At 58.6% G+C, this 23,784-nt stretch carries 24 protein-coding genes and 2 pseudogenes; 11 read left to right on the top strand and 15 right to left on the bottom strand.

Going from position 1 to position 23,784, the window contains the following annotated elements; all coding sequences use genetic code 11:
* The first annotated feature begins 332 nt into the window (after positions 1–332).
* Together HMPREF0183_RS01905 and HMPREF0183_RS01900 are read left to right on the top strand one after the other, a co-directional pair.
* The gene (locus HMPREF0183_RS01905) at positions 333–1,061 is read left to right on the top strand and encodes a RelA/SpoT domain-containing protein (RefSeq protein WP_005882226.1); all 729 of its coding nucleotides are present in this window, start codon (positions 333–335) and stop codon (positions 1,059–1,061) included.
* Positions 1,054–1,332: a hypothetical protein gene (locus HMPREF0183_RS01900; protein ID WP_005882224.1), complete on the top strand. Its 279-nt coding sequence runs from the start codon at positions 1,054–1,056 to the stop codon at positions 1,330–1,332. The genes HMPREF0183_RS01905 and HMPREF0183_RS01900 overlap by 8 nt, the downstream gene beginning before the upstream one ends.
* Before the next feature lie 222 nt (positions 1,333–1,554).
* On the opposite strand, the gene HMPREF0183_RS01895 is transcribed toward HMPREF0183_RS01900, so the two are convergent.
* A complete protein-coding gene (locus HMPREF0183_RS01895) occupies positions 1,555–1,806 on the bottom strand; it encodes a thiamine-binding protein (RefSeq protein WP_005882223.1) in 252 nt (83 codons plus the stop codon).
* Positions 1,807–2,233: 427 nt separating this feature from the next.
* On the opposite strand from HMPREF0183_RS01895, the gene HMPREF0183_RS01890 reads away from it, so the two are divergent.
* Positions 2,234–2,533 carry a hypothetical protein gene (locus tag HMPREF0183_RS01890; RefSeq protein ID WP_005882220.1) on the top strand — a complete coding sequence of 100 codons (300 nt, stop codon included), beginning with the start codon at positions 2,234–2,236 and terminating at the stop codon, positions 2,531–2,533.
* Positions 2,534–2,901: 368 nt separating this feature from the next.
* A complete protein-coding gene (locus HMPREF0183_RS01885) occupies positions 2,902–4,356 on the top strand; it encodes a ribonuclease catalytic domain-containing protein (protein ID WP_040347671.1) in 1,455 nt (484 codons plus the stop codon).
* A gap of 620 nt (positions 4,357–4,976) precedes the next feature.
* Here the strand turns inward: HMPREF0183_RS01885 and HMPREF0183_RS12410 are convergent.
* Positions 4,977–5,153, bottom strand: a pseudogene (locus tag HMPREF0183_RS12410) (response regulator transcription factor); the annotation flags it as partial.
* Positions 5,154–5,278: 125 nt separating this feature from the next.
* Between HMPREF0183_RS12410 and HMPREF0183_RS12405 the strand changes: the two are divergent.
* Positions 5,279–5,731: pseudogene (locus HMPREF0183_RS12405) on the top strand (SCO6880 family protein); the annotation flags it as partial.
* Positions 5,732–6,075: 344 nt separating this feature from the next.
* Here HMPREF0183_RS12405 and HMPREF0183_RS01875 read toward each other — a convergent pair.
* Positions 6,076–6,777 (bottom strand): ArsR/SmtB family transcription factor, encoded by a 702-nt coding sequence (locus HMPREF0183_RS01875; protein WP_040347696.1) that lies wholly within the window; start codon positions 6,775–6,777, stop codon positions 6,076–6,078.
* Positions 6,778–6,870: 93 nt separating this feature from the next.
* Here HMPREF0183_RS01875 and HMPREF0183_RS01870 point away from each other — a divergent pair, with 93 nt between their 5' ends.
* From HMPREF0183_RS01870 to HMPREF0183_RS01855, 4 genes are all read left to right on the top strand, one after another.
* Positions 6,871–7,755 (top strand): ThiF family adenylyltransferase, encoded by an 885-nt coding sequence (locus tag HMPREF0183_RS01870; RefSeq protein WP_005882210.1) that lies wholly within the window; start codon positions 6,871–6,873, stop codon positions 7,753–7,755.
* A complete protein-coding gene (locus HMPREF0183_RS01865; RefSeq protein ID WP_040347695.1) occupies positions 7,752–8,411 on the top strand; it encodes a methionyl-tRNA formyltransferase in 660 nt (219 codons plus the stop codon). Before HMPREF0183_RS01870 ends, HMPREF0183_RS01865 begins: the two co-directional genes overlap by 4 nt.
* Before the next feature lie 48 nt (positions 8,412–8,459).
* On the top strand, positions 8,460–9,830 hold the full coding sequence (locus HMPREF0183_RS01860) for a DHA2 family efflux MFS transporter permease subunit (RefSeq protein WP_005882206.1): 1,371 nt from the start codon (positions 8,460–8,462) through the stop codon (positions 9,828–9,830).
* A gap of 468 nt (positions 9,831–10,298) precedes the next feature.
* Complete coding sequence (locus HMPREF0183_RS01855; protein WP_040347670.1) at positions 10,299–11,270, top strand: DNA alkylation repair protein; 972 nt, start codon at positions 10,299–10,301, stop codon at positions 11,268–11,270.
* Here the strand turns inward: HMPREF0183_RS01855 and HMPREF0183_RS12400 are convergent.
* Genes HMPREF0183_RS12400 through HMPREF0183_RS01845 form a run of 3 tightly spaced genes read right to left on the bottom strand, consistent with a single transcriptional unit; the run spans position 11,154 to position 13,387 of the window.
* Complete coding sequence (locus HMPREF0183_RS12400) at positions 11,154–11,861, bottom strand: recombinase family protein (protein WP_005882201.1); 708 nt, start codon at positions 11,859–11,861, stop codon at positions 11,154–11,156. The two genes, HMPREF0183_RS01855 and HMPREF0183_RS12400, sit on opposite strands and share 117 nt — an antisense overlap.
* Before the next feature lie 24 nt (positions 11,862–11,885).
* Positions 11,886–12,209 carry a thiamine-binding protein gene (locus HMPREF0183_RS01850; protein ID WP_005882197.1) on the bottom strand — a complete coding sequence of 108 codons (324 nt, stop codon included), beginning with the start codon at positions 12,207–12,209 and terminating at the stop codon, positions 11,886–11,888.
* Positions 12,209–13,387, bottom strand: a complete 1,179-nt coding sequence (locus tag HMPREF0183_RS01845; RefSeq protein WP_040347669.1) for an acetyl-CoA C-acetyltransferase — start codon at positions 13,385–13,387, stop codon at positions 12,209–12,211. Before HMPREF0183_RS01845 ends, HMPREF0183_RS01850 begins: the two co-directional genes overlap by 1 nt.
* A gap of 189 nt (positions 13,388–13,576) precedes the next feature.
* Here HMPREF0183_RS01845 and HMPREF0183_RS01840 point away from each other — a divergent pair, with 189 nt between their 5' ends.
* Entirely contained in the window at positions 13,577–15,043 is a 1,467-nt protein-coding gene (locus HMPREF0183_RS01840; RefSeq protein WP_005882193.1) for a hypothetical protein, read from the top strand.
* 113 nt (positions 15,044–15,156) lie between these two features.
* On the opposite strand, the gene HMPREF0183_RS12395 is transcribed toward HMPREF0183_RS01840, so the two are convergent.
* Entirely contained in the window at positions 15,157–15,459 is a 303-nt protein-coding gene (locus HMPREF0183_RS12395; protein ID WP_245527078.1) for a hypothetical protein, read from the bottom strand.
* 29 nt (positions 15,460–15,488) lie between these two features.
* Here HMPREF0183_RS12395 and nucS point away from each other — a divergent pair, with 29 nt between their 5' ends.
* Positions 15,489–16,184: an endonuclease NucS gene (gene nucS / locus HMPREF0183_RS01835; RefSeq protein WP_040347668.1), complete on the top strand. Its 696-nt coding sequence runs from the start codon at positions 15,489–15,491 to the stop codon at positions 16,182–16,184.
* Positions 16,185–16,231: 47 nt separating this feature from the next.
* On the opposite strand, the gene murA is transcribed toward nucS, so the two are convergent.
* The 8 genes from murA to HMPREF0183_RS01795 all read right to left on the bottom strand — a co-directional run bounded on the left by murA (position 16,232) and on the right by HMPREF0183_RS01795 (position 23,780).
* Entirely contained in the window at positions 16,232–17,512 is a 1,281-nt protein-coding gene (gene murA, locus HMPREF0183_RS01830) for a UDP-N-acetylglucosamine 1-carboxyvinyltransferase (protein ID WP_005882186.1), read from the bottom strand.
* On the bottom strand, positions 17,512–17,979 hold the full coding sequence (locus tag HMPREF0183_RS01825; protein ID WP_005882184.1) for a DUF2550 domain-containing protein: 468 nt from the start codon (positions 17,977–17,979) through the stop codon (positions 17,512–17,514). Before HMPREF0183_RS01825 ends, murA begins: the two co-directional genes overlap by 1 nt.
* A gap of 21 nt (positions 17,980–18,000) precedes the next feature.
* Complete coding sequence (locus HMPREF0183_RS01820) at positions 18,001–18,258, bottom strand: F0F1 ATP synthase subunit epsilon (RefSeq protein WP_005882182.1); 258 nt, start codon at positions 18,256–18,258, stop codon at positions 18,001–18,003.
* Between the two features lie 3 nt (positions 18,259–18,261).
* The gene (atpD, locus tag HMPREF0183_RS01815; RefSeq protein ID WP_005882179.1) at positions 18,262–19,713 is read right to left on the bottom strand and encodes a F0F1 ATP synthase subunit beta; all 1,452 of its coding nucleotides are present in this window, start codon (positions 19,711–19,713) and stop codon (positions 18,262–18,264) included.
* Positions 19,714–19,741: 28 nt separating this feature from the next.
* The gene (locus tag HMPREF0183_RS01810) at positions 19,742–20,677 is read right to left on the bottom strand and encodes a F0F1 ATP synthase subunit gamma (protein WP_005882178.1); all 936 of its coding nucleotides are present in this window, start codon (positions 20,675–20,677) and stop codon (positions 19,742–19,744) included.
* A gap of 31 nt (positions 20,678–20,708) precedes the next feature.
* Positions 20,709–22,343, bottom strand: a complete 1,635-nt coding sequence (atpA, locus tag HMPREF0183_RS01805; protein ID WP_005882176.1) for a F0F1 ATP synthase subunit alpha — start codon at positions 22,341–22,343, stop codon at positions 20,709–20,711.
* 76 nt (positions 22,344–22,419) lie between these two features.
* The gene (locus tag HMPREF0183_RS01800; protein ID WP_005882174.1) at positions 22,420–23,226 is read right to left on the bottom strand and encodes a F0F1 ATP synthase subunit delta; all 807 of its coding nucleotides are present in this window, start codon (positions 23,224–23,226) and stop codon (positions 22,420–22,422) included.
* Positions 23,226–23,780: a F0F1 ATP synthase subunit B gene (locus HMPREF0183_RS01795; protein WP_005882172.1), complete on the bottom strand. Its 555-nt coding sequence runs from the start codon at positions 23,778–23,780 to the stop codon at positions 23,226–23,228. Before HMPREF0183_RS01795 ends, HMPREF0183_RS01800 begins: the two co-directional genes overlap by 1 nt.
* Positions 23,781–23,784 lie beyond the last annotated feature (4 nt).

Below are 23,784 nucleotides of genomic sequence, written 5' to 3'. Positions count from 1 at the left end.
TGCTGGGGGCGCTTTGTGATCAGTCGGGACATAGTTGACATTGTCAGTCGCGACATGGTTGACACTTTACGCCGCAGGGTTAGAGCAGTGTTCTAGCTTTGTGGCGTTTGTGTTTGTTGGTGTCGCTACATCTGCATGGTGAGTTACGTGTGCCCGGTTGAACAGTCCATGTGAAGCACTCCGGGTGATTTGGCCAAGTCCTGACGCAGGACACTGCTGGGGGTGCTTGTGTTTTTTGGCGCCTTAAAGAGTCGAGACTTTAAGGTTCTCACCCGACGGCGAACGTTAAATATACTTTCCGAAAGTCCCTCTACTTTCGGAGCCAGGTTGTCATGGACAAGCCAGTGATCTCTCCATCAAGGTCGAAAGTGCGAAAAGCCGGTAGCACTCTCCGCGACTATGCCGCAGGAAACGCATCTGAAGAGGAGCGGGAAGAAGCCATTCGCGTAATTAAGCGTTATCGAGCACTGCATAGTAGGCCGATGCTTCTTATTAACAACCAACTTCGCTACCACGCACAGGCAACGCACGTGGACGCGAAAGTGAGTCAGCGTCTCAAGCGTGAAAATACAATTATCGACAAGATTACGAACCGAGAAAGCAAAATTGACCTTTCTCGCATGGTCGACATTGGCGGATTGCGAGTGGTCGTACCGTCTATGGACGACTTGGTGAAGTACCACAAAGCAGTCGCTGTTGCTCTTAATGAACAGGTCACTGCAACCAAGGACTATGTCGCGAACCCCCGCCCGTCCGGCTACAGAGCGATACACCTACACCTTAAGCGAGACGGTGTACAGATTGAGGTCCAGTTGCGAACTCAACTTATGCACGCGTGGGCAGAACTTGTTGAAAGTATGTCATCGATAACAAGCACTAACCTCAAACAAGATTCGAGTGGAACTCGCCTACACAGCATTGCCAAAGACCTAGCCGAGGTATACTCTCAGCTAGATCAAGGAGTGCTCCGGCCCGAAGAAGCAGATCAAAAACGGGAATCCGCACTTCAAGAAATGGCCGAAGAAATTCTGAACATGTCGGAAGGAACACACAATGAGTGACATTAAGCATTTCCTTCTCGTTTTCGACCACTCAAAGAACGAACTGATCCTTGAGAAAGACTTCGGCACAGATATCGACTCCGCAACCGACGAATATGCAAGACAAGAGCAGGCTTACCGCGATAGCAACGTCATAGATATCGTTCTCATTGGCTCTGACTCTATTGAAACAGTCAAGGTTACCCACTCCACTTACTTCGAAAAGGGACACCGAGGCCAACGCCTCAATCGCCTCGATGAACTTAGCAACTACCTCCATACTTTCGCATAACAGATCAGGGCGCGTGCGGTCTTTATACCCTCTTTAAGATGCTCATTGCCAACCAACAAAAGGACCCCCGAGCAAGCCGGGGGTCCTGACAGGAAGAATGAGAAATGATAGTGGACATCATTTGTCATCCGAATCAATTTATATCAGCGGGCAAGTAGTTGCGACGCTCGCACTGACCTCGCCTCACATCAGCGATGAGTGAAGCCAGGCACACACGCACGTTTATGACTCGTCGTTTGCCTTCTCCAGGCGCTCCAACTTGCCGTCGAGCTCTCCAGTGCGACCGTCACGAATATCGGCCTTGAGCACTAACGAAACACGCGAACTAAAGCGGGCCACTGCCTCGGTCGTTTCTTTCACAACCGCAAACACCTCATTCCACTCACCTTCAAAAGTGGTGAACATGGCGTCCGTGCAGTGCGGAAGCCCAGAAGCCCCCACAACTTTCACTGCCTCGACAACAGCGTCGTGCATTCCCCATCTCGAAGCCAAACATACAGACTCCCCACCCCAGCGACGCGTCTTGCCCGCATACTCAGCGCGAGTGCGTCGAGGGTCGAAACCCGCCGGACCAGATCACACCCCCACGGGTCGATATTGTTAGAGAACACATACGTGAGCCAGGCTCGAACGTCCGCAACGTAGCCGTCGAAAGTCGTCGGGGCGAGCGTGCGAAGCCATCGAGAAGTGAGGACTTCAAGGTCGACAGTTGTCTGCAGCTGAGGCACGACCGCACTCGTGTCATCAATGGCGTTGGCCTGAGCGTGCTCCGCGTCTCAATCGGCCCCTCAGGCCGAGCGGCCCCTGCGATCGACTTCGACGTTGGGCTGGCTGGGATTTCGCCAACCTGGCGAATCTGACGGAGGATGAGCAGTGGGCAGGGATCATGGGAGTCTGGCCTATGTCGGAGGAGAACGCTCAGCGCGCGAAGTCGATGGAAGCGATCTTCGCTCCCTCAATCAGGGGGTTCGTGGACGGCTCTCTTGTTCGTCGAATGACCGCTTACTCGCTCGATCTCACGACTCGACGACGCTGGTTTGAGACGGATAACCTCAGCGCGACTGCCCGCTCGCATGTCTTTGGCGAGAACCACCTGGGTCAGGAGTACGAGCACCTATGGATCTCGGTGTCCAGAGGTGCCACCGCAGGGTTCGAGGAAGGTAATTCTGCTGAGAACGCCAAACTCAACATGAGCATTTGACGTCAGCAGTTTCAGCTTCTCTCTTACAGACGAGACGCCTCAAGGCGTGAGATTAGCCCGATCTCTTACCCAACTAACCTTCTCGTCAGTGCCCACGAGTGATTACCGGTGCCGATGGCAACTACACTCTTAATAACGTTGCGACGGGGCTCAGGTGCCTGACGTTAGCCTTCAGTGCCGCCCGAGCGGTCGACAAGGCAGTTACGTTTTTACAACTGCGGCTATGACCCCAAAAGGTTTCTCTGTCGCTATCTCGACAAAACTTCTCTGATCAGGAGTTTTGTCCTACTTTCAGCTTCTACTGGTTAATCCGTAGGTTGCAGGTTCGAATCCTGCTGGGGGCGCTTGCGCTTTTATATGCTGGAGGCATGTTTCAGCGTCGCTTCCGCATCCAACGCTCGGCCGCTCAACGCCTTCAGTCCGCGTATGACGAACTCGCATCCGATCTCCCCCACGATTTCCCCGCACCGGTTCTCGAAGAAACACGGTCAGCAATCGAAGACCTCGCAGACCCTTTCGCCACCGGACGCGACGGCCTGGACTCTGACAAACAGGACTACACGCACGTCCCCTTTGTCACGATTGACCCACCAGGGGCTCGCGACCTTGACCAAGCGATGCACCTGTCCCAGGACTCCACCGAAACCGGCACTTTCACGGTCATGTACGCAATCGCCGATGTGGGTCGGTTCATCGAACCCGGTGGACCACTCGACCAGGAAACGCGCACACGCGGCCAAACCATCTACCTTCCAGACCGCAAAATCCCCCTGCATCCAAAGGAACTGAGCGAAGACGCTGCCTCACTACTTCCGGAACAGACCCGAAGCGCCTATGTCTTCACCGCTAAGGTCGCCACCGACGGGAAGCTCACCGACTACACACTGGAACGCGCGGTGGTGCGTTCACGAGCACAACTCGACTACACCACCGTCCAGCACGAGTGGGAACAGGGACAGGACCTGCACCCGTCCATCGCGCTTCTCCCCCAGGTTGGCGAAGCGCTTCTCGCTGACGCTCGTTCCCGTGGCGCAATCGACTTGGCGATCCCAGATCAAGAGGTCACCGACACACTCACTCTGCAGTATCGACCTCGGGGAGGCATTGAAGACTTCAACGCACAGATCAGCCTGCTCGCAGGGCGCATTGCCGCCCAACTCCAGATTCAAGCCGGAACAGGTATCCTCCGCACGCTTAACTTCCCAGACGAAGAGACGGTCGAAAAGTTCCACGCAATCGTACGCACCTTGGGCTTCGAGCCCCGCGACACCTACCAGGAGACCTTGAGGTCCATCGACCACCTCGGGAATGACCCACGCGCGCTCGCAGTTCACTACGCATCCCCCATGTTGTTCCGAGGCGCCGGATACACCCTGGTGGGCACGGACCCGGACCCGGTTCAGGCGGCAGTGGGCGCGCCGTATGCGCACGCCACCGCTCCGTTGCGCCGTCTGGTTGACCGTTTTGTTCTGCCTATCGCCGAGGCGGCCGCCCGCAACGCTCCCACTCCCAGTGTCGATGGATTAGAGGACATCATCTCGATCATGAAATCAACCGGAAGCGTTGCTTCCCGGATCGACAAAGATGCGATTGAAACAACAGAAGCTGTTCTGTTGTCTGGCCGTATAGGCGAAGAGTTCATTGGCGTTGTTGTTGGTCATAAGAAGCGCGACGACTCGCCTGTTCTCAACGTCCACGTCCCTGATCCTGCAGTGGTCGTCGACGTGAAAGGCGAGGCGCCCGTAGGCCAAGAGGTGCGTATCCGGTTGGAATCGGTTCAGGACAACACGCCTGTCTTCACCATTGCAGATCACGACCTATAAAGACGTATAAAACAGCCACGCAGATAAGACACGTGGAAGATCTTAGCTGCGTGGCTGCTTGTAAACTCGGGATACTTTTACGACTCGTCGAGGAATGGAAAGTACACCTACGTTGGGGTGGACCACCAGTCTAGCGCTGGCGCTGCGCGGCAGGCACCCTTCAGCTTCTGATCAGCCTCCATGCGGCCGCGTCATCTTCGGGACGGCAGGTCGCCCCGGCCAAAGGTTACCCACGTGGCTTGGCTACGCTCCGACAAAGCCTGCACCGTTGGGCCCGTCCCCTCGCCCAGATAAGGCCCGACGACACCACGCTGGTTGTCGTGCGGTGGCCGGTGCGCAAGTCTCCGTGAACGAGACGCGCATGAGCTTGGACATATTTCGTACTTCTGATTGATCAGGGCCAACAGTTCGCATTGCGTCAACAATTAGCACCCTTTGTTATGCCTCAGCCGTCCGCCACCGACAAATCGGCCACGCATGGAAACAGGGCCGTCTCCTCGCTCGCTCTTGTCCTCGGCGCCTACGGTCTCGGCGCGAGCAAGAACGTTATCGCCGACATTCTCCCCGAGTTCAGCAATTTATGCCAGGATTGTTCTCTAAGATGCAGGTTCGCGCCGAGGTTACGGATCTGTATTCTCTTGATTCATGTACCAAGCCACGATCTTGAATCGTGAGTTCACGTCAAGTTTCGTGAAGAGGCGTCGAACGTAGGTCTCCACGGTGCGCTGGCTCAGCCCTAGCCTCATGCCGATCTGGTAGTTGGTGAGCCCCTCGGCAACGAGCTGTGCAACTTCCCGCTCTCGTTGACTCGGTGCGGCGACCGACGCGGTATGACCGTCTCCGACGGAATCAGAGTTTGGGTAGGGAAAGGTGAAAGCGTGGCACTCGTCATCGAGCGCGAATACAACCTTGAGTTCTTCGAGCCGGCCCGGTCGCTGTTGCCGAGACCTGGACGCATCTGCGCACGGACTCCGCCTACCACGCGGTGCTGTGGATCAGCGAGCGGCCGCGCTCGCTGGTGTATCCGACGTTCCTGTCCCCGGTGCTGCTGTCCACCGGCGTGCAGCGGTCGATGTCGCTGATCTGCACGCCGATGCGCACCGATCAGGCCGCCCGCGACATCCGGAAGAAGAAGACGGAGTACGTCTCTGACGCGGCCCAGCGGGCCCGGATCGGGCAGATCGAGGACGCCAGCCAGCGTGCCGAATACCAGGACGTCTTGCAGCAGGAAGCGGATTTGACCGCCGGTCACGGCGTCCTGCGCTACACAGGCCCGCTCTCGGTGTCCGCGCCCACCGTCGCCGAGCTCGATGCCGCCGTCGCCGCGATCGAGCAGGCAGAGACCGCACGCACCACGTTGCGGCTGCTCGCCGAGGCCACCCGCCACGTCGATGACCCCGACCAGCTCTATGCCGTCATCGACGACATCCGTGGCGGAGTGCAGGCGCTGCAGGAGACACTGGCCCAGCTCGCTGACGCCCACATGCTCTGCCAAGCCAGGGCGATCAGCCTCAACGGTGACCCTGCAAGAAGGCAGAACCGCGGCGACGACGATGCGACTGCTCGACGAACACGAATTGTTCGACACGACAAGCCGCATGACGACATAGAAGTTACAGTCTGTGTGCACGACGCCTTCACTGAAAGCATTGTCTCAACAAAGAGACACTGACCTACGGGTGCGACGGTATGAACTAATAACCAGTCGCATTTTCGGCCTTACGATGCGACTGCAGTCAGCAGCCGAATGCCAGCGTTTGCGAGCGCGGTCGTACCCGCGTCGGTTAGGCGCACCGCTCGACTGGCACCGAGGCGTTCAATCCACCCCTTGTCAAAGAACACCGTGCACAGTTCTTTTCCGAGCGGTCCAGCAAGGTGGAATCGTCGCTCGGTCGAGTCCATGCAGGGTGTGGCGGTCACCGACTGGGCATGGGGAAGACCCCAGGCAGACAGCACCTCACGCCCGGCAGCGGTGGGTTCCCACGTGTCGGTCAGACATCCTCTGTCCTGAAGCTGTTCAGCGAGCGCGACGCCGAGGCGGCCCGCGAGGTGCTTGTAGCACGTGCGTCCTGCGCGGGCACGGTCAGTCGCGGATGAGGCTCGAAGACTATGTGCGGTATCGAACGTCGACTGCGCCACGATGCCGAGGCTCTCGATGACGTGGGCGATGTCGCCGCCGGCGAGGCGGACGTAGCGATGCCGGCCCTGGCGGACGTCAAGGACGAGTCCGCGCGCGGTGAGCAGGTCGACGTGTTCCGAAGCCGTCGAGCGTGCCAGACCGCAGTAACGCGCGAGTTCGCCCACGGTCCATGCGCGCCCGTCCATGAGAGCAGCGCACATCGCTGCGCGTGAAGGGTCGGCCAGCGCGGCGGCGGTCCGGGAGATGTCCGGTAGAGCTTCGGGAAACGTGCGCGTGTCCATCCGTTCAGTATGGACCCCGCTCTGTTCGGTGTCCATCGAACAGTTCCTGGACAAGACTCGATGCCATCACCCCCGTCGTATTCAGAAGGAGGGATGACGGTGAGTAAGGAACGTCAACAGTACCGCGGTACATATGATGACGACTTCTACTGGGAAAGGGTCAACCGCAATCTCGGTTGGCTCGGCGATACCACCGAGGAACAGCGGGCCCGACAGGAGAAGCTCCGCGACTCGGTGATCGGAGTCGTCGGCACCGGTGGCATCGGCGGCGCAGTGGCGGCCCGCCTGGTGCGCATGGGAGCACTGAATCTGAAGTTGGCTGACCCCGACCATTTCGATCTCACGAACGTGCAACGGCAGTACGGTGCGGGACGCGACACGATCGGTCGGAACAAGGCCGAAGTGGTCGCCGAGCAAGTCTACGGGCTCACCGGCGACGTCAACATCGATGTCTTCCCCGAAGGCATCACACCCGACACGGCCGAGGGATTCATGGACGGGTGCGACTACGTCATGGATCAGATGGAGTTCTTCCAGATCAAGAACCGGTATGCCCTGCATCGGGCTTTCCGCGCCTCCGACCGGTGCAAGTTCATGTTCAAGATCCCGACCGTGGCGCATTCGACCATCATCTTTACCTATACGAAGGAGTCGATGCCGATTGAAGAAGTCTACGACGTGCCCGAGGACACCGAATTCACACCGGAGGTGACGCGGCGTCTGATGGAACGGATCATGCCCGAGTACCAGGACTTCCCGTCGCAGGAGACCCTGGAGGAATGGTTTGTGAAGAACCAGACCATGCCGATCTTCGGAGCTTGCCCGCCATTGGCTGAAGGTGTGCTCGTCGAACGCCTGGCCCAGGAGATCATGGACCTTCCCGGTCGAGTGCCGCTTCCGGTGCAGCCCGGCTATGCGCTCTTCGACACCCTCACGTGGCAGTCGAAGCTGGTGGAGAAGGCGTGGTGGGCGCAATGACCACGCGATTCGTCCTCATCACTGAGGCCAACTCGCTGTTCGGCTACGAGTTTCTACGCCGTCTCCTCGCTGACGAGCGCAGCGTCCTGTCCGCAGTCATCACGCGGACCCCTGGTGTGCTCTGTGACTACTACCTCGACGACGACGTGCAGGTGGATGTCGCCGCCGATGCCCGCGCGAACGGGGTCGACGTGTATCAGGCCGAGGACCCCAATGCTCCCGAGATCGTGGAGGCGATGCGCACGCTGGCGCCGGATTACATCATCGTGGCGAATTACCAGTTGCAGGTCGGGCGCGCGCTGAGGGACGTGCCGACCGTGGACATCATCAATTTCCACCCCAGCCCGTTGCCACGCTATGCGGGGCTGGCCCCGTACTTCTGGATGGCTAAGAATCACGAGACCCAGGGAGGAGTCTCAGCGATCCGCATGAGCGCTGGGCTCGACGATGGCCCTCTGATCGCCCAACAGCTGTTGAGCCTGCGCGGAGATGAGACCGCCGACGAGATCCGTAGCTCGCACTTCGAAGCCTCGTGGAGGCTATTCGAGCTGGTGCTGCCCACGCTCCATGACCGGAGCTACCGGTCCTGGCCTCAGGACCTGAGTCTGCGGACCTACTACGGTGCACCACCGCAACGCGTCCTGTCTACAGCCTGAGCGAGTGATGCCGCGGTATCCGGACGAAAGAGCACAGAGAGGAGCAAGGTGAGCGCACAGCGAAAAACTGGCGCACTGGTGGCTGTCGTGCTGGGATTCTTCATCGTCATGCTCGACACCACCATCGTCAACGTGGCCCTGCCCGACATGGCAGCGACACTGAATACGCAGGTGGTCACACTGCAGTGGGTCGTCGATTCCTACACACTGGTGTTCGCCGCGCTGTTGCTGACTGCCGGGGCCGCCTGCGACCGGCTGGGTGCACGCAAGGTCTACATCTTCGGGCTCATCACCTTCGGAGTCCTCTCAATAGCTTGCGCACTCGCGCCGAACGGACCGGCCCTCATCATCGCCCGGGCACTCCAGGGCATCGGTGCCGCAGCAGTCGTGCCCGGGTCCCTCGCCTTACTGGCCACGATCTATCCCGACCCGGCTGAGCGTTCACGGGCGATCGGACTCTGGGGCGGCGCCGGTGGCATCGCTGCCGCCTGTGGGCCAGTTCTCGGCGGAGCCCTCGTGTCGGTGATCGGTTGGCAAGCCGTCTTCTGGGTCAACGTCCCGATCATCGCTTTCGGTTGCTGGCTGACGATGCGTAGCATCGGTGTCCCGCCGCATGACCGCACCCGTCGGCTCGATCCAGCGGGCCAGCTGATTTCCATCACCGCGCTGGTGGCGATCACCTACGCCGTCATCACCTCCGGTGAACAAGGATGGAACCCTCCCCGGTTAGGCCTGCTTCTGTTCGGCGTGGCTCTTGTGGCGGTGTTCGTCTGGGTTGAGCACCGGCATCCCGACCCCATGTTGCCCACTGTGCTCTTCCGGAAACCACGATTCACGGTCGCTGCCGTCGTCGGCTTCGCCCTCAACGTGAGCTTCTTCGGACAGTTGTTCGTCCTCTCGCTGTACTTCCAGACCTATCGCGGATACGAGCCACTCCTCGCCGGGCTCGCCCTGGCACCCCAAGCATGCAGCGCAGTCATCGCCTCCCCATTGGGTGGCCGGGTCGCGGCTCGTATCGGACCCTTCCCGACCATGCTGATCGGATTGTGCATCGGGACAATCGGATTCGGGAGCCTGATCGTGCTTACCGGGACCACGCCATACCCACTGATCGCGGTGCTGTCCTTCATCGCAGGGTTCGGAATGGCCTTCACCATGCCCGCCGCAACCTCTGCTGCCGTGGCGGCGGCTCCACCCTCACACACCGGCGTCGCCGGGGGCGTCATCAACGCAGCCCGCCAGACAGGAAGCATCTTCGGCATCGCGGTACTCGGTGCCATGATCGCAGGCAGCACCGGTTTTCTTCCCGGATTCCACCAAGCCGTCGCGACCGCCAGCGGAGTCTTCGCCTTCGCGGCAGCACTCGTCGTCCTGATCCTTCTGACAACTCGCGAGCCAACAAGTGAATCGGCCGCCTGATGACCCGAGAATTCATGCCGGTACCACCAGAAGACAGTGAGTCGCGCTTCTTGTTTGCCGCAACGGTTGCTGCGGCAAGCACAGGACACCGAGACGGGATGGCAGGCGGTCGCGAAATGCGGTTCGGGAGATAACGAGTGAGACATTCGTCGAGCAGGCCGAGATCGTGAGGGACGGCGGGAGTCTGATGCGCCTACCGGCCCCTCTCTGCTGCGATAATTGCTGGCCCGGTCACATATGCCGTACCTTTCTCTGCCCTCGATCAGGCGGCTGACCGAGCGCGCCTTCTCCCGGCACGCGGAGGTCTCCGGCAGACTGGGGCTAACGGTCCGTGAAGAGGCGAGGTTTGTGCGCGCAGAGGCCCCCGTCTCTGGGAGGCCTCACACCAGCGAGGCCCGCATGAAGTGCATGAACGAGAAGGCAGCGGCGGCCGTCAGGGCTGGGGCCGAGCCGAGGAGGGACAGGACGTTGGCTGACTTCAAGGACGAGCTCTCACCCGAGCTCGTCAAGCGTCTCAGCAGCGAGATCGCCAGAGCTTCGGCGTCCTTCGACCGCACAGCGTTCGAGCAATGCGCGATCGAGGGGCTGGAGGGGCGCGAGCTGATGGCACGGATGGAGTGGATCGCCCACGCCCTCACCGAGACGATGCCACCCGCCCCCGAGGACGCCGACCAGGTGGTACGTGCCGCTCTGGCTGATGGGGGTCTGCAGGGGTGGGCGTCGATGCCGGTCAACGCCTACGTCGCCCGGGCGATGCTCGATCGGCCCGATATCGGGCTGCCGCTGTTGGCGGCGTTGACTCCCCGGTACACGGCTGAGTTCGCGATCCGCCCGTTCATCGCCGACCCCACGCCGACACTGGAGCTGCTGGATGCTCTCGTGGATGACGAATCGCTGTATGTGCGCCGGTCGGTCGCGAACCATCTCAACGACATCGCCAAGGACCACCCCAACCTCGTCCTCGACACCGCCAAGCGGTGGGCCGCGACCACCACGCAGGGCGACTTCGTGGTGCGACACGGGTTGCGCACACTCATCAAACGCGGGCACCCGGAAGCGCTGACGATCCTCGGATTCGACCCCGCTGTCCCGATCGAGATCACGAATCTCACCTGCACGCCATCAACTGTCGCGATCGGCGAGGCGGTCACCATCAGCTTCACCCTGCAGGCCGCTGCTGCGACGAAAGCGGCGATCGACTATGTCGTGCACTATCAGGGTGCCCGCGGCCTGAAGGCGGGCAAGGTGTTCAAGCTGTCCGTCAAAGACCTGCCTGCAGGCAAGTCCGTGGTCCTCTCGCGGGAACACCGATTCGGGCACGTCTCAGTGCGAAAGATCCATCCCGGTCCACACCGCATCGAAGTGCAGGTCAACGGCCGCGTTCTCGACGGTGCAGTTGTCGAGGTCGTTGACGATGTGACCTCGGGCACCTCGGCCTGATCCCATGTCCACAGCGTCCTTCAACGCCGGGTGCTCCACCGGATGCGACTCAAACCGCACCCCGGAGCAGCCGAACTCATCGACCACGCGCGGACCGGCCTGCCACCCGAACGGCAGTGTGCCACCGTGGATGAACCCAGCCTCGGCGAGATGCCTCTTTGATGCCAGCTGCCATTCGCTCATCGCGTCGGTCTCGACCTCAGCCAGCAGTGCCTTGATGCCGGTCACCAGCTTCGCCCCCGCCGTTGCGGTGTTGAGCTCGTCGGCGCTGTCCTGGTGCGAGACCAGGTAAACGCCGACCTGCTGGCACTGCGCGATCCACTCGATCGTCTTCGCCGCTATCCGGTTGGTGCGATCCAGATTCCAGAACGCCAGCGCCGAGACCTTCTCGGCTTTGATGTCCTGGTTGAGCTGGCGCCACCCCTTCCGGGTACGCGCTGCGGACTTGCTGGCCGAATCGTTGTCGATGTACTCACCCATGACCGCCCAGCCGCCCTCAGCGGCCAGCTTCCGGGTCAGGTCAAGCCACTGTCGCTCGATCGCGTCTGCCTTATCCTTGTGGTACTTCGTCTCGCTCGTGTTCGTTGCCATGAGTGACCTCCTTCGAGAAGGAGGTCACTTTCCATTGCACGACTCGTCGATCGCCTTCTCTAGGCGCTCCAACTTTCCGTCGAGCTCTCCAGTACGGCCGTCTCGAATATCGGCTTTGAGCACTAACGAAACACGCGGACCAAACCGGGCCACCGCCTCGGTCGCTTCTTTCACAACCGCAAACACCTCATCCCACTCACCTTCAATCGTGGTGAACATGGCGTCCGTGCGATGCGGAAGCCCAGAAGCCCGCACAACCTTCACGGCCTCGGCAACAGCGTCGTGCACTCCCCCGTCGCCGTCCGGGTCAGGACCCCCGGACGGCGCAACAGAAAACGCAACAAGCATTACTCGCCAACCTTCACGATCAGCGCGTCACCCTGACCGCCACCACCGCACAGAGCAGCGACACCCAGGCCACCACCTCGGCGCTGGAGTTCCAAAGCCAAGGTCAGCACAATGCGCGCACCGGAAGCCCCAATAGGGTGACCCAGGGACACCGCACCACCGTTGACGTTGACCTTCGAGTCATCAATTCCCAGGTCCTTCATGCTGGCCAAGGAAACGGCAGCGAACGCCTCGTTAATTTCGTACAGGTCAAAGGAGTCAGCCGCCACGCCTTCGCGCTCAGCTGCCGCCTTGATGGCCTGCGAAGGCTGGTGCTGCAGAGTCGAGTCGGGGCCGGCAGTCCATGCGTGGGAACGGATTTCAGCTAGAATCGGAAGCCCAGCTTCAACGGCCTTGTCCTTGTTCATGACGACAACGGCTGCCGCGCCGTCAGAAATCTGCGAAGCGTTTCCAGCAGTGATAGCGCCTTCCTTGCGGAATGCCGGACGCAGTTTCGACAGGGACTCAGCAGTTGAGTCGCCACGCACACCTTCATCCGCGTCAACAACCGTGTCGCCCTTGCGGCTGCTAATAGTGATGGGCGCGATTTCCTCGGCGAGCTTGTCTTTCGCAGCTGCTGCACGCTGGTGCGACTGTGCTGCGAAAGCGTCCTGTTCTTCACGGTTGAATTCGGTGTCGCCTTCATTCGCCGATTCGGTCAGTCCACCCATCGCCTGGTCGGTGAACGCGTCCCACAGGCCGTCGTAGTCCATGTGGTCGCGCACGGTCACATTGCCGTACTTGTAGCCGGCACGGGACTTCTCAAGCATGTGCGGAGCATTAGTCATCGACTCCTGCCCACCGGCAACCACCACGTCGTACTCACCAGAACGCACCAGCATGGCCGCGTGCGTGATGGTGTTGATACCCGACAAGCACAGCTTGTTCAGCGTCACTGCAGGCACGGTCATGGGGATTCCAGACTTCACCGCCGCCTGACGTGCGGCACCCTGGCCAACGCCTGCCTGAAGGACCTGCCCCATCAGAACGTACTCGACTTTGTCAGGTGCAACGCCGGCACGCTCAAGAGCGGCTTTGATCGCGTGACCTCCCAAGTCCACTGAGCTCAAGGATGCGAGCGATCCAGACATCTTGCCTAGGGGCGTACGGGCACCTGCAACGATTACGGCTTCAGCCATGTTTCCTCCTTTTACCAACGTGGTCTTCATCACAAGATTAGACCAGGTGGTGGGCTCCCCGCACACCGGGCCCGAAGGGGTTCATCCCGAGGTGGTTGATGCACTGCACCCGACTGTCAGTTGGCTTCCAGCAGAGAAGCATTAGAGTAGGAGCGAACACATTTCACCAGATTCAAAGGAGATTGAGACGTGACGCCTCCTGAAGAGTTCCGCACAGCCATGCGTGGCTTTGAGAAGAGCGAAGTTGAAGGGCGAATTCGCCAACTGAAGAGCGAAATCGACTCTTTGCGTAAGGCACTGCAAGATGCCCGGAGCCAAGTCATTACAGCAGACCGCGCGAAGCTACAGATTGCTGGCGAACTCTCCGAGGTAAAGGAGCAGCTCAAAAAAGCCACCGACGATCAGTCTCAAGCCCAGTCCGCACCTGGTAGCCGGATCGACCACCTCTTGAAGATCGCGGAATCACAGGCCCGCGAAACCTTGGCACAGGCTACCGCCGATGCCGAAACCATCCGGAACAAAGCACGTGCCGACGCGGCAAGCCAGCGTGCACGCATGCACACGGAATCCAATGACACGCTGTCTAACGCCCGATCTGAAGCTGACTCAATTATGCAGGCGGCGGAACTGCGGGCTAGTGAAGCGGTGGAAACAGCTGAGAAACGTGCGCAAGAGCTCAGGCAAACATCACAGCGCGAAGCCGACACCATTCTCGGAGACGCACAGGCCACTGCGAACGATCAACGAGAGGCTCTCAAACACGAAATTTCGACAGGACGCGCCGACGCAGAAAAGGAAGCGGCCAGAACACTGGACGTTGCAAAAAAGGAAGCCAGCAAGCTGGTAGCCGACGCACGTCAGTCAGCTGAGAAGCTCCTCAGTGAAGCGCGCACAGAAGCACAGACAGTCCGCGCTGAAGCGCAGAAACTCAAGGACGAGGCCACAAAGTCGTCTGACGACCTCAAGCTCGAACTCGCTAACCAGCGTCAGAAGCACGAACAGGACCAGAAGGCCCTGTTTGAAAAGACTCAAGCCGAAAGCAAGAAGACGCTCGAAGAAGCACAAGCACGCGCCAAAAAAGCAGACACGGAAGCCCGTGAGGCGGCAGAACGCGCTGAAGTCACACGCAAAGAGGCAATCGAACAGGCCGACAAGATCATCGCAGACGGGCGTCAGCGCGCCCGGTCCCTCATGTCCGAAGCTCGGCAGACCGCTGAAGCCACGATTGAGGAATCGGCGGCCGAAGCCAAGCGCAACGTGTCAGCTGCTCAGTCTCAGGTGGATCTACTTACCAAGCAACGTCGCACTATCACGGCACAGCTTCAGCAGTTGCAATCCATGTTCGCAGCGCCTGGCCTTTTCGACGGGCTTGATCTGAGCGACGACAAGTCGGACAAAGTGAAAGCCGCCGCCGCTCCTACCGAAAAGATCGGTTCGGAGGAAGAACTTGAGGAACTCCGCAAGAGCGTAGCTACCAAGAAACCTGAGGACACCTCGGCGAACACCGCGGAGGCTGGCAAGCAGGCAGACAAACCGGGCGACAAGCAGGACAGCAAGTCCGCCGACAAGCCTGAAGCCGAGCAGGGCAACAAACCAAACCTCAAACTGGGTAGTAGCTCCGCCGACAAACAGGGAACCAATCCGGGAAACATCTAGGGCACGGAAAAACCAGCCGGAAATACCCCGCCGAACGCCCCGAACCCACCTGACACCACGAAATAGGTTCACGGGAACAACTTCACAGGTTCAACGAAGCATCGCCGTCGCAACTAGCGGCGGCGATGTCGCGTATTGAAGCAGGACGTGTGCCAATGCCGGCGAGTTTCGACTCCCACACCAATGCCAAATTCGTCATCGGTTCGCCACGCAACCGTGTGAGCAAGTGACGCAGGCAGATCCTGCGAACACCCCGGGCACACATAGATCTTCCCGGACGAATTTCCTTGCGTGTGTTGCACAATCCAGGTGCCATCCGGGCCAGTCTGCGTGGTCCGCACAGTACTTGAAGCGGACAGTTCACGGAACGGCCGTTGCCACTTGTTACTGCGTCGAGAAGAGTTGCTACGTGGCATGGTGCAATTGTGTCACGTAAAGTGATTGCGTGCGATTAGTAATAGCGACGTGCAGTGTGAACTATGCAGGACGGCTCACTGCCCACCTGCCCATGGCCCAGCGGCTCCTCATGCTGAAAGCCGACGGCTCAGTTCTGGTCCACTCCGACGGTGGCTCATACAAACCACTCAACTGGATGACTCCCCCAGCCACGCTCACCGTCGATCAACCCAACGACGAACAAGCCCAAGCCGGCATCACTGAAGTGTGGAACGTCAACCAGACCAAAACTGGCGACCGCTTAGAAATCGCGATTCAGACGATTCACCGCGACATCGAACATGATCTTGGCGAGGACCCAGGACTCCTCAAGGACGGCGTTGAAGCCCACCTGCAAGAACTTCTTGCTGAACACATCGAAACTCTGGGCGACGGTTACACCACGATACGCCGCGAATACCAAACGCCCATTGGACCCGTGGACATTCTGGCCCGCGACGAAAGCGGCGCGTCCATCGCCGTGGAAATCAAACGCCGAGGTGGTGTCGACGGAGTCGAACAGCTCACCCGCTACTTAGAGCTCCTCAACCGAGACCCGCTCATTGCGCCCGTTAAAGGGGTATTTGCGGCTCAAGAAATCCGGCCCCAGGCACGCACCCTGGCAACCGACCGCGGAATCCGTTGTGTGACACTCGACTACGACGCGCTTCGTGGAATGGACGACCCGGAAAGTCGCCTCTTCTAAGTGCGCACGCCGCCGCGCGCTCGCTTAACTATGGCTCGGCGCGCGAGTTAACTCAGCTCGACGTCCTCGCGCTCAATGCGCTCAACCTTAGCGCCCAAAGACCGCAACTTGTCCTCAAAGTACTCGTACCCGCGGTCAATATGGGAAACCCCAGAAACCTCGGTCACGCCGTCTGCGACCAACCCGGCCAACACTGCCCCGGCTCCGGCGCGAATGTCACTTGCTTCCACCTCGGCCCCGGACAGCGACTCAACCCCGTTGATCAGCGCGTGATTGCCGTCCAACTCAACCTGAGCGCCCAAACGTGCCAGCTCACGCACAAACCGCCACCGTGCCTCAAACAGGTTCTCAGTGAGCAACCCTTGGCCATCAGAAATCGCGTTCAGCGTGATTGCAAACGGCTGAAGGTCGGTGGGAAATCCTGGGAAAGGAAGAGTGGAGATTCGAACCGGCCGAGGTCGTTCCGGACCACTGACGTGGATGCCACCTTCGAGTTCGGTCACCTGGGCGCCAGCGGAACGAAGTTTGTCGAGGACGACGGGCAGAAGATCTCCTCCCACGCCATTGATTTGGATATCGCCACCGGTGATCGCGGCTGCGAACGCCCACGTGCCCGCGACGATACGGTCGCCAACACATACGTGGCGAACAGGGTGAAGCGATTCAACACCCGTCACAGTCAACGTCGATGTCCCGATGCCTTCGATGTTCGCGCCCATAGCGACGAGCATCGAACAAATGTCAACGATTTCCGGTTCACGGGCAGCGTTATCGATTGTGGTCACACCGTTTGCCAAAGTCGCAGCCATAACCAGGTTTTCGGTTGCACCAACAGATGGGAACGCCAAGCGAATATCAGCGCCGTGAAGGCCCTGAGGAGCGCGCGCAATGAAATACCCATGGTCCAAGCTGACTTGCGCACCCATAGCGCGTAGACCCGCTTCGTGGAGGTCGAGGCCGCGTGAACCGATCGCGTCGCCTCCGGGTAGCGCTACATGTGCCTCATTGACCCGCCCCATGAGCGATCCAAGAACTGAAATAGATGCGCGCATGGCCCGGACAAGTTTGTAGTCTGCACGTACTTCAGGCGTTTCCGGCACGGTGATGGCCACGACACCCGCGTCCGAGTCATAATCGACGGAACAGCCCAGCGACATGAGCAGTTTCACCATGATCTTGACGTCAAGAATCGCTGGCACGTTTTCAATAACAGACGTTCCAGGTGCTAAAAGCGTTGCGGCCATGAGCTTAAGAACGCTGTTCTTTGCACCACGTACATCTACTGATCCGCGTAATGTGCACGGACCATGAACACGCAAAACTTCCATTACGTAAACCGTCCCACAGAATGATTAGCCCCTGGTGGCGGAGATTCCAACCACGATGAAAACGCGGCCAGGGCCTCGGCGTCCATCGCCAACCGCACTTCGCCAGGACGGCTCGCGTACTGGCCGTACTGACACACAGCAACCTTTGCATCGGGCAGAAGCGCGTACTGTTCATCACCGCTCGGAGTCAATCGTTGCCCGATCGTCATATCAGTTCGGGGGTACTGCCTCACTGGACGCCAGCCCACACCAAAGACCGGATACCAGTCCAGACTCGTGACGGTTAAAACAGCCAGCCCTAAACGCCAACGTGGGCGACGCGCGGATACGTCGCCCACGAGGATTGAGCAATCAAACGCGCCAGTCAAACGCGAAATCGCGCGACGGCGAGCAAGAATCAATGCCACTGTGACAACAGCCAGCCCTACCAACGAGAGCAGAATGATTAGCAGGGTTGATGGGTTCACGGTGCCATTCTAAGTGATCGCTTAGACAAGCTGTGCCTGGTCAGCCACGACGTGCACTACGTCGTCAGCCACTGACAGGAAGCCTCCATCAGCCGAAACATTGATCGTCTCACCCGATGTCGGAGTGATGCGGACATTCCCGCCGGCCACGATTGCCAACACTGGTTCGTGACCGGTGAGAATTCCGATTTCACCTTCCACAGTCCGCGCGACCACACGTTCGGCTTCGCCTGACCACACGGAGCGGTCGGCGGCCACAACGGTGACGTTGAGACTCATGGATTAGTTCTCCTTCTGGAGTTCGTCGTAGTTGCGGAGCACATCCTCGATTGGGCCAACGTTGAAGAAGGCCTGTTCAGGAATGTGGTCGAACTCTCCGTCACAAATACCCTTGAAGCCTTCGATGGTGTCCTTGATGGAAACCGTCGAACCTTCAACACCGGTGAACTGCAGAGCGGTGTAGGTGTTCTGCGACAGGAACTGTTCGATACGACGAGCACGGTGAACCGTGAGCTTGTCTTCTTCAGACAGTTCGTCAACACCCAGAATCGCGATGATGTCCTGCAGCTCCTTGTTCTTCTGCAGAATCTGCTTCACGCGCACAGCGGTGTCGTAGTGGTCCTGTCCCACATACAGCGGGTCAAGAATACGCGACGACGAAGCCAGCGGGTCAACAGCCGGGTAGAGACCACGCGACGCAATGTCACGTGAAAGTTCGGTTGTTGCATCCAAGTGCGCGAACGTGGTTGCAGGAGCAGGGTCGGTGTAGTCGTCAGCTGGCACGTAAATTGCCTGCATCGACGTAATCGAGTGACCGCGGGTAGAGGTAATGCGTTCCTGCAGCACACCCATTTCGTCAGCCAGCGTTGGCTGGTAACCAACCGCCGAAGGCATACGACCCAGAAGGGTTGACACCTCGGAACCTGCCTGGGTGAAACGGAAGATGTTGTCGATAAACAAAAGCACGTCCTGGTTCTGAACGTCACGGAAGTATTCCGCCATGGTCAGACCGGTCAGTGCAATACGCAGACGCGTGCCCGGTGGTTCGTCCATCTGACCGAACACAAGTGCGGTCTTGTCGAGAACTCCAGATTCGTCCATTTCGTGGATCAAGTCGTTACCTTCACGGGTACGCTCACCCACACCCGCGAACACGGACACACCACCGTGGTCCTGAGCAACACGGGTAATCATTTCCTGGATCAAAACGGTTTTACCAACACCAGCACCACCGAACAGACCAATCTTTCCACCCAAAACGTACGGGGTGAGAAGGTCGATCACCTTAATACCGGTTTCGAACATCTGAGTCTTGGACTCAAGCTGGTCGAAGTTCGGAGCCGTGCGGTGGATTGGCCAGCGTTCGGTGATTTCGTATGGTTCGTCAATCATGGAGTCGTTGAGGACGTCACCGGTAACGTTGAAAACCTTACCCTTGGTCACGTCACCAACTGGCACCGAAATCGGGGCGCCAGTGTCAACAACTTCCTGACCGCGAACCAGACCGTCGGTTGGCTGCATCGAAACCGCACGAACGATTCCGTTACCCAACTGCAGTTCAACTTCGAAAGTGATCTTACGGGTACCTTCGGACAGCTCAACCGTGGTGGTCAGTGCGTTATAAATAGCGGGAACAGCATCGAGTGGGAACTCAATGTCGACCACGGGGCCAATGACACGTGAGATCCGACCGACGGTCCCTTGGACCTGTGGTGTATCCGTAGCTGTGCTCATTTTTTCTTTCTCTTCTGCTCTCTATCCGTCAGTCGTTGCTGCCGGCACCGGCAAGTGCGTCTGCACCACCAACGATTTCTGAAATTTCCTGCGTGATTTCTGCCTGACGCGCCGAGTTTGCAAGGCGCGTGTAGGTACGAATCAAATCGTCGGCATTGTCAGTAGCGGTCTTCATTGCCTGCTGACGTGCCGCCTGTTCGCTAGCGGATGCGTTCAACAACGCCGCGAGAATACGCGATTCGATGTACTTCGGAAGAAGTGCGTCAAGAACGGCTTCCTCGTTCGGTTCGAACTCGTACAGCGGGTACACCACGTCCTTAGCCGAAGTTACATTCGCAGGGGCGTCGGCCGGAACCTCATCGGCTTCGACGACTTCCAACGGAATGAGTCGACGGTATTCGGGTGTTTGGGTCACGCTGTTGACGAACCTCGTGTAGACCAGGAAAATTTCGTCAATGCCACCAGCTTCGTAGTCAGTGTTGAAGGACGACACCAGGATGTCACCGATTTCCTTCGCTGCCTCGACTGTTGGGCTTTCTGAGATTCCGGTCCATGCACGCTGAATCGCGCGTTCACGGAACGTGTAATAAGTTTCGGGCTTCCGGCCAACCACATACAGGTCAACCTCTTTGCCGTCATCCTTCAGCATCGTGATGAGCTCTTCGGCTTCACGAATAACATTCGAAGAATATGCTCCGGCAAAACCGCGGTCCGGACCCATCACCACAACAGCTGCGCGGCGAATGGTCTCCGGTTCCGTTGTCAGTGTGTGTTCAACGTCTGCATGCGTTGCCACAGCGGACACAGCTCGAGTGATGGCGTTAGCATATGGGCTCGCCGCCTTCACTCGACCAATGGCCTTCTGAATCCGGGAAGCCGCAATAAGCTCCATGGCCTTGAAGATCTTCCTCAAGGACTTGGTGGAGTTGATCTTCGCTTTGAAGACCCTCTGCTGGGCTCCCATCAGTACTTCCTTTCGTTACCAGCGGTCAGTCTCAGCGCTTAGCCTTGACGATCTGTTCCTGCGAGACTTCTTCGGCCTCGGCAGATTCGAAGGATTCAGTACCGACGTGAACGCCGTCTTCGGTGGCCTGGAAACCAGCCTTGAAGTCCGCAATTGCGGTTTCGAGCTGCTCCAGGATTTCACCCTTGAGCTTGTCCTTCATACCAGCGATCGTTTCCAGAATGTCGGTCTTACGCTCGAGGTATGCGTGGAACTCAGATTCGAAGCGAAGAACATCGCTCACTGGAATTTCATCGAGGTGGCCTTCTGAACCAGCCCAGATCGAAACCGTCTGCTTTTCAGCGCTCATTGGCTCGAACTGACCCTGCTTGAGAAGTTCAGTCAGACGTGCACCACGGTCCAGCTGACGCTTGGTTGCGGCGTCAAGGTCTGAAGCGAACATGGCGAAAGCTTCGAGCGAGCGGTACTGCGCCAAAGAAATCTTCAGAGTACCGGAGACACCGCGAAGTGGCTTCGTCTGTGCGGAACCACCCACACGCGAAACGGAAATACCTACGTCAACAGCTGGACGCTGGTTCGCGTTGAACAGGTCGGACTGCAAGAAGATCTGACCGTCGGTAATCGAAATAACGTTCGTAGGAATGAACGCACCCACGTCGTTTGCCTTGGTCTCAATGATAGGAAGACCAGTCATCGAACCTCCGCCCAGCTCATCGGAAAGCTTGGCGCAACGTTCGAGCAGACGCGAGTGGAGGTAGAACACGTCACCTGGGTATGCTTCACGACCCGGTGGGCGACGCAGAAGCAACGAAATCGCACGGTAGGCTTCGGCCTGCTTCGACAGGTCATCAAACACGATAAGAACGTGCTTGCCCTGGTACATCCAGTGCTGTCCGATCGCCGATCCGGCATACGGAGCCAAGTACTTGAAGCCAGCAGGGTCAGAAGCAGGTGACGAAACGATTGTGGTGTATTCGAGGGCACCGTTTTCTTCGAGCGAACGACGCACCGAAGCAATCGTCGAACCCTTCTGGCCACATGCGACGTAGATACAACGAACCTGCTTCTTAGGGTCGCCGGATTCCCAGTTAGCGCGCTGGTTAATGATGGTGTCCAGAGCCAAGGCCGTCTTACCGGTCTTACGGTCACCAATGATCAACTGACGCTGACCACGACCGATTGGGATCATAGCGTCGATTGACTTTAGACCGGTCTGCAGAGGTTCTTTAACCTCTTTACGGTCCATAACACCAGCGGCCTGAAGTTCAAGTTCACGGCGACCTTCAGACTCGATCTCTCCCAAACCGTCTACTGGGTTACCCAGAGGGTCAACGACACGTCCAAGGTAGCCATCACCAACGGGGATCGAAAGAACTTCACCGGTGCGGTAAACGTTCTGCTCTTCTGCGATACCTGCGAACTCACCGAGGATAACGACACCGATTTCGCGTTCGTCGAGGTTCTGGGCAAGTCCCAGAGTTCCATCTTCGAAGCGCAAGAGCTCGTTTGCCATGGTTCCAGGCAGCCCCGAAACCTGCGCAATGCCGTCACCGGCGGTGACAACCTTACCTACTTCTGTCTTGTCTGCACTGCCGGGAGTGTAGGACTCTACGAACTTCCCCAGTGCTTCCCGGATTTCGTCCGGGCGAATTGTCAGTTCCGCCATTGCGGTTTCCCTGCTTCCTTCACTTCCTATGCGACCCGTACGGACCGCGAGTCTTCAGTGCCCGTGTTTGGGCGAATCAGCTTGCCAACCGACGGCGAACGTCGGCAATACGATCAGCAATCGTTGAGCTCGTGACTTCGTCGCCCACTTGAACACGGACGCCACCTACCACGTTGGGATCAATGTGAACGTTGAGAACAAGTTCACGCCCGTAGCTAGCGGACAGTGCACGCGCCAAACGCTCTTCCTGCTCCTGTGTCAGAGGGTGCGCAACGGTCACGTCAGCAACTGCGCGCTGCTGACGGAACGCCAACACCTGGGAGAAGTTTTCGAGCGTTTCGCTCACTCTCTTACCGCGAGGGTGGCTCACAGCGTAGTGAATGAGAGTAAGAGTGTATTCCGACACCCGTGAAGCCAGAAGCGACGAGACGAGTTCGCGCTTCGCAGTTGCGGGTGCAGGGGATTCGAAGGCTCCATCAAGTTCGTGGTCTGAGACGAGCAGGCGAGTAAAGCGGAAGAGCTCCTCCTCTACCTGTCCCAAAGTGCCTTCGGCCTGGGCGGCAGCAGCGATAGCTGTGACACCAGCTGTTTCAACGGCAGTGACGAAGTCCTGAGCACGAGCAAAGCGACGATTCGCTGCCCGCACCACAATCTGCAACGCCACGTCATCCACGTGTGTTCCAAAGACTGCGTTAAGCGTTGACTGTTTGGTTTCTGGAGCAACCGCCACGTCGACAAGCGTTTTACGAAAGTTAACGTTTTCGGCGAGCACACCAGAGATGCCCAACAGGCCGTCACCAATAACCTTTGGGCTAGCGGTGTTGAGAGTGCTATTCACATCCTCGAGAACGAGGGCCAGTGAGTTCCTGCTCGACTGCAGCATCACGATTCCTTGACGGTCTGTGCCGGTGTCTGGTTCTCCAGGTCGGCAATAAAGCGGTCAACAACAGACGCGGAACGAGCGTCGTCCTGAAGCGATTCACCTACGATGCGCGATGCGAGATCGGTTGCAAGTGAACCAACTTCTGTACGCAACGAGTTCATCGCTTGCTGGCGCTCGGCCTCAATCTGAGCCTTAGCGGCGCTGATAATCCGGTCGGCCTCTTCAGTGGCGCGCTGTTTGGTCTCAGCCAAAATCTGCGCACCTTCTTCTTGAGCTTCGGCACGCAATCGAGCTGCTTCAGCGCGACCGTCTGCGAGCTGCTTCTGGTATTCGGCCAAAGCGGCATCTGCTTCCGCCTGGACCTTCTCAGCCTTTTCAATTCCGCCCTGGATGCGTTCTGCACGTTCGTCAAGAGTCTTCTTGAACTTGGGCAGAATCACCTTCCAGAAAACGACGAGGATGATGATGAAGCAGACCGCCGACCAGACAATGTCATATAGGGCAGGAACAAGAGGATTGTTGCCTCCTGCTGCCAGAACGTTAATCGGGGTCAAGAGT

Origin of the sequence: Brevibacterium mcbrellneri ATCC 49030 (assembly GCF_000178455.1) — a bacterium.
Lineage (GTDB): Bacteria > Actinomycetota > Actinomycetes > Actinomycetales > Brevibacteriaceae > Brevibacterium > Brevibacterium mcbrellneri.
This window is presented reverse-complemented; position numbering and strand designations above follow the sequence as displayed.

Excerpts from the sequence above, each read along its gene's own strand:
- HMPREF0183_RS01845 (WP_040347669.1), bottom strand. The coding sequence starts at position 13,387 with ATGGCTGAAGCCGTAATCGTTGCAGGTGCCCGTACGCCCCTAGGCAAG.
- HMPREF0183_RS01865 (WP_040347695.1), top strand. The coding sequence starts at position 7,752 with ATGACCACGCGATTCGTCCTCATCACTGAGGCCAACTCGCTGTTCGGC.
- HMPREF0183_RS12395 (WP_245527078.1), bottom strand. The coding sequence starts at position 15,459 with ATGCCACGTAGCAACTCTTCTCGACGCAGTAACAAGTGGCAACGGCCG.
- HMPREF0183_RS01820 (WP_005882182.1), bottom strand. The coding sequence starts at position 18,258 with ATGAGTCTCAACGTCACCGTTGTGGCCGCCGACCGCTCCGTGTGGTCA.
- HMPREF0183_RS01905 (WP_005882226.1), top strand. The coding sequence starts at position 333 with ATGGACAAGCCAGTGATCTCTCCATCAAGGTCGAAAGTGCGAAAAGCC.
- HMPREF0183_RS01875 (WP_040347696.1), bottom strand. The coding sequence starts at position 6,777 with ATGGACACGCGCACGTTTCCCGAAGCTCTACCGGACATCTCCCGGACC.
- HMPREF0183_RS01850 (WP_005882197.1), bottom strand. The coding sequence starts at position 12,209 with ATGCTTGTTGCGTTTTCTGTTGCGCCGTCCGGGGGTCCTGACCCGGAC.
- HMPREF0183_RS01885 (WP_040347671.1), top strand. The coding sequence starts at position 2,902 with ATGTTTCAGCGTCGCTTCCGCATCCAACGCTCGGCCGCTCAACGCCTT.
- atpA (WP_005882176.1), bottom strand. The coding sequence starts at position 22,343 with ATGGCGGAACTGACAATTCGCCCGGACGAAATCCGGGAAGCACTGGGG.
- HMPREF0183_RS01800 (WP_005882174.1), bottom strand. The coding sequence starts at position 23,226 with ATGCTGCAGTCGAGCAGGAACTCACTGGCCCTCGTTCTCGAGGATGTG.
- HMPREF0183_RS01810 (WP_005882178.1), bottom strand. The coding sequence starts at position 20,677 with ATGGGAGCCCAGCAGAGGGTCTTCAAAGCGAAGATCAACTCCACCAAG.
- HMPREF0183_RS12400 (WP_005882201.1), bottom strand. The coding sequence starts at position 11,861 with ATGGCAACGAACACGAGCGAGACGAAGTACCACAAGGATAAGGCAGAC.
- HMPREF0183_RS01900 (WP_005882224.1), top strand. The coding sequence starts at position 1,054 with ATGAGTGACATTAAGCATTTCCTTCTCGTTTTCGACCACTCAAAGAAC.
- murA (WP_005882186.1), bottom strand. The coding sequence starts at position 17,512 with ATGGAAGTTTTGCGTGTTCATGGTCCGTGCACATTACGCGGATCAGTA.
- HMPREF0183_RS01870 (WP_005882210.1), top strand. The coding sequence starts at position 6,871 with ATGACGGTGAGTAAGGAACGTCAACAGTACCGCGGTACATATGATGAC.
- HMPREF0183_RS01895 (WP_005882223.1), bottom strand. The coding sequence starts at position 1,806 with ATGCACGACGCTGTTGTCGAGGCAGTGAAAGTTGTGGGGGCTTCTGGG.
- HMPREF0183_RS01890 (WP_005882220.1), top strand. The coding sequence starts at position 2,234 with ATGTCGGAGGAGAACGCTCAGCGCGCGAAGTCGATGGAAGCGATCTTC.
- atpD (WP_005882179.1), bottom strand. The coding sequence starts at position 19,713 with ATGAGCACAGCTACGGATACACCACAGGTCCAAGGGACCGTCGGTCGG.